The organism is Streptococcus sp. ST14 (assembly GCF_046098195.1).
Lineage (GTDB): Bacteria > Bacillota > Bacilli > Lactobacillales > Streptococcaceae > Streptococcus.
On the sequence record NZ_JBJUSF010000049.1, the window covers coordinates 1 to 4,345 of the forward strand.

At 36.6% G+C, this 4,345-nt stretch carries 5 protein-coding genes; all 5 read left to right on the top strand.

Translation table 11 applies throughout. The features are described 5' to 3' along the window. Positions 1–1,144: helical hairpin domain-containing protein (locus ACIY19_RS10595; RefSeq protein WP_409003380.1), on the top strand; the 1,144-nt coding region annotated here is incomplete at its 5' end. Between the two features lie 211 nt (positions 1,145–1,355). Beyond that, complete coding sequence (locus ACIY19_RS10600) at positions 1,356–1,502, top strand: hypothetical protein (protein WP_061587149.1); 147 nt, start codon at positions 1,356–1,358, stop codon at positions 1,500–1,502. Continuing rightward, positions 1,499–2,305 (top strand): ParA family protein, encoded by an 807-nt coding sequence (locus ACIY19_RS10605; protein ID WP_409003381.1) that lies wholly within the window; start codon positions 1,499–1,501, stop codon positions 2,303–2,305. The genes ACIY19_RS10600 and ACIY19_RS10605 overlap by 4 nt, the downstream gene beginning before the upstream one ends. Positions 2,306–2,357: 52 nt before the next feature. Next, entirely contained in the window at positions 2,358–2,591 is a 234-nt protein-coding gene (locus ACIY19_RS10610; RefSeq protein ID WP_061587147.1) for a hypothetical protein, read from the top strand. A gap of 121 nt (positions 2,592–2,712) precedes the next feature. Beyond that, entirely contained in the window at positions 2,713–4,005 is a 1,293-nt protein-coding gene (locus ACIY19_RS10615; RefSeq protein ID WP_409003382.1) for an ISLre2 family transposase, read from the top strand. The last annotated feature ends 340 nt before the right edge of the window (positions 4,006–4,345 follow it).

Genomic DNA, 4,345 nt, shown 5'->3' on the forward strand with positions numbered 1-4,345 from the left:
AAAGAAAACCTTAAAAAATTTGAGAGCCATTTCGGACAAACATGCGGCACGATATGGCGCTAAAATTATTGAGCCTACTATGAAAAATTCTTATACAAAGTATTCTGCTTGGCGGAGACAAAATAATTATCGGTTTGAAATCAAGGAACGTCTTGATTTTCTTCTGAAGCACTCTTTGTCGTTAGAAGATTTCAAACAAAAGGCAGCTGCGCTTAATCTTCAGATTGATTTCTCTGGAAAATTTGTGAAGTATAAATTGCTCGATCAGCCCCAACAAAGAAATGTCCGAGATGATACATTATCGAAGAAAGGACTCTATTCTCTTGAAAAAATAAAAGAGAGAATTTCTAAGAATCAGTTAGTTTTTGATGTGGAGGAATTGAAAGAACAATATCAAGAATCAAAAGAAAAAATGGCAAATGATTTTGAATTGAAATTGGAAGTGGAATCCTGGCAGGTCGAGCAAGAAAGCAAGCAAGGCATTTACGTGCAGATGGATATGGGAGCTTTAAATAGTGGTACAATTTTAATACCTTCTCATAAAGTTGATAAAAATGAGGATGGAAACTATACCATCTATATCAAAGAGAAAGACTATTTTTATTTTCTCAATCCTGATCAATCTCAAAAAAATAGGTACATGATGGGCTTGACTGTCGCAAGGCAATTGGCCAAACAAAACGGCGAAACACTCGTTACTAAAAACGCTCAAATTTCCTCTATGCGTGAACTGATTAAGGAATATAATTTCTTAGTTGAGCACGGCGTGACAGATGGAGCACAATTTCAACATTTGGAGGAGCGCTTTAATGAAAAGATAGAGGCTACCCAGGAGGAATTAAGACAGCTAGATGAGCGACTTGGACGTTATCATAAAATTGAAGGAGCACTTTTAGCCATCCAGCAATCTCCAGAAAATAGTCTTGCAGCGGTACAACTATTGGATGATTTAGGAGTTCCAAAAGATATGGGACTGGAAGATGTCAGTCAACTGATTAAACAATTCCAAATTGAAAAAGGAGCCTTACAAGAGTTCTTTGACGACACTCTAAAACATTACACAGATTATAGAGATATTAAGGAGCACGTGCGTAGTCGAGAAGAGAAAGTTGACCGACGTTTTGAAGATGGGAAAACCTTGTAGAAGTTTCTGATGTTCTCAATCTAGTCTTGATTTCAGTACAGAGAGGACAGTTGTCTTTATATCTGGAGAGATAACCTTTTCTAGGGATCACTGGCGAAAGGGGAAGAGAGACTTCATTGTAAAAATAATTATAAATATAATTATAAACATATTGACAAATATAATTATAATGGTATAATAGAAGTATAGAAAATAACAAGGAGATAGGTAGATGGCAGAAAAATCTCATTGCAAAATTTGCGGTTGCACTTGGAACAATGCTTGCTATACTTCTGACAAAGGCGCTTGTTGGTGGATAGATGAAGAAGAAACAATGTGTAGCCATTGCTACTACGGATGGAATGGAGAAATAGAATGAAAATTATTACTTTTGCTGCTATTAAAGGCGGTGTTGGAAAAACAACTTTAACATTTAATTATGGGGAATGGCTGGCTAAGAAAGGGCATAAAGTTCTCTTTATAGACTTAGACCATCAGTGTAATTTGACTCAGTGTTATAATATCTATGAGAGCAAGAATACGATTGCTAATGCTTTTAAAGGTGGCGATGTGGATATTAAGCAAGTCAAGGAAAATATCAGTCTAATTCCAGGTTCAGTTCAGCTTGATACGGTGGAACGAGATCTGGAGAACAGCGATAAGAAAAATATGCTACTTTATCTTTGGCTAGAGGATAACTACGAAAAGAAAAAGTTGGATCAGTTTGACTATATCTTGATTGATTGTAGACCAGACTTTGCGACAGCTACTAAAAATGCTGTAGCAGTCAGTCACGCTATTATTAGTCCCTTAACTCCTTCGGAGTTTGGTTATAATGCTAAATTCAATTTATCAACTCGGTTAGAAGCATTCAGAAAGGATGTAATTGACTATCGTACAAGGGAATCATACATTACTGCTAAGTTATATTTCTTAGCAAATATGATCCGACCGAACTATGGATCATCAAGAGAGTTACTGGAAGCCCTGGGGCTTGAAGCTAAAGAAAAGGGAACAGATAACCTTCTAGGAATTGTACCAGCAAAAGAGCTATTCAATCATTCCACAATCGATAAAATCTCTATTGCAGATATGGAGGATAATCCTGAGCTTTATCAAAAACATAAAAAGTTTTTCATTGAGTTGGAGCAGACTTTTTCAAAAATTTATGATACAATATAATTATATTTATAAACACAAATACAATTATAAATATAATTAGAAGGAGATTATCATGGCATTTACCCCTAAGGAAAAAGAAATATCACAGATCATTGAAGCGAGCAGCCAACCTGATCGGACTCCAAATGAAGTCGCAGTTGAGTTTGAAAGCTTTGAACGTAAGAAACAATTTCAGTTTACTTTGAAACCAAGCAATCGGAAAAAATTGGATGAAATTGCTAAAGCAGTTGGTGCAAAGTCTGCATCAGATTACCTTGATAAACTAATCGAAAGTTTATCGTTATAAATATAATTATATTTATAATTAAACAACCTTCCCAATAAGGGAAGGCTTTTATTTTTGAAAGAGTCTTGCAGAAAGTTTGTGATGTTTTCAATCTAGTCATGATTTCAGTACAATAGAGAGTATGTTTAGATTTGATGAAAAAGAATTTATCGCAGAACTAGATCGCAAACGTGAGCAGCAATTCCTGAAGCGAGTAAGAGATTATGACGAGCAGATTGCTCCCTCCATGAGACTGAGGGGATATAAGCGAATAGATAGTACAGAGAGGACAGTTGTTTTTACATTTGGAGAGGTGACCTTCTCTAGGAATCGCTGGCGAAAGGGAAAGAAAAGTTGTTATCCCGTAGATGAGTGGCTAGGTCTAGAAAAGTATATGCGTTATTCTCCTGAGTTGATTTTTCACATGGCAAAACACGCTTCTGTTTTATCCTACCGTGAAGTTTGTCGAACAGTTAAGATGGCTTATCGCCTGGAGATAACAAAGGACGCTGTTTTGAAGTCTGTAAAAATGGCAGGCAGACTCTTTTCAGATAGGGAACGCTATCGGCTTTTTAGAGGTGATGAGCAACCGAAAAAAATCCAGGCAGATAAAATCTACCTGGAGGGAGATGGTGTGCTCGTCAAGACAACATCAAGCAATGATGAACGACACAATACAGACTTAGCCCATTTCCTGATTCATACTGGAGCGAAGAAGGTTGGTAATAATCGGTATGTACTAGAGAATAAGCATGAGATTATCCATACAAGCCATGAACAAGCAAAGGAAGAATTGATAGACTATCTCTATAATCATTTTGAAATCACTGATCGAACTCTTCTTATCACTAACTCGGACAATGGTAAAGGATATTCTCGCAGAATATTTCAAGAAATTAAGAAGGTCCTACGGATTAAACGTCATGAGCATTTCTGGGATGCCTATCATGTCAATGAAGAACTTAAACGATTCCTGAAGCCGTACCCGTCTACACTACTTGATCTTGCTTTTAAGGCCATCAAAAATCATCAGAAGAGCCTGCTTCAGACCGTACTAGATACAGCTGAATCTCTCATAGAAAGCCAGGAAGCTCTTGATAATTTTTACAATTTTCGTAAGAAATTATTAAGAAATTTCTGTGACACTAGGCCACCTAAACTTAGAGGATTGTCCTCACGTGGTATCGGGGTAATGGAGAGTCAGCACCGAAAGGTCACTTACCGCATGAAACATCGAGGGATGTATTGGTCCATCGAAGGGGCTTGTACCATGGCCAAGATGATTCTTATTGAGCGAATCGATCAGCTACACGAGCTGTTTTTTGGATCTTGGAGACAAGAGTATGAGGAATTTAGGGATTCGGGATTAGGCGCAGGGTTTCGTATTAACCATAAGCCACACGGTGCTGTCATCAGAAAAAGAGGGCATAAATAAAATTTGAAGGCAGACAAAAGCCTCTAAAAAAAGAATTTTTAGAGGTCTTTTTATCATGTTTTTATACAAAACAGTTGCTTTTTTGCCTAATGTGTGTTACAATAATAGAGTAAATATAAAAAAGAAAAAGGTGTAGAAGCAACAACTTCTACACCACCGATTAAGACAAACACACACTTTGCTTAATCAGTCAAACAATATTGTAGCATAAATAGTGCAATATAGTCAAGGGCTGGAGTAAAGTGAGAAACTTTTTCCAGTTTTTTTGTCTGAAAAATCTCGCTTTCTTATTGAGTTATAAGGATATTTGATTATTCCCAAAAATTTAGACACAAACAAA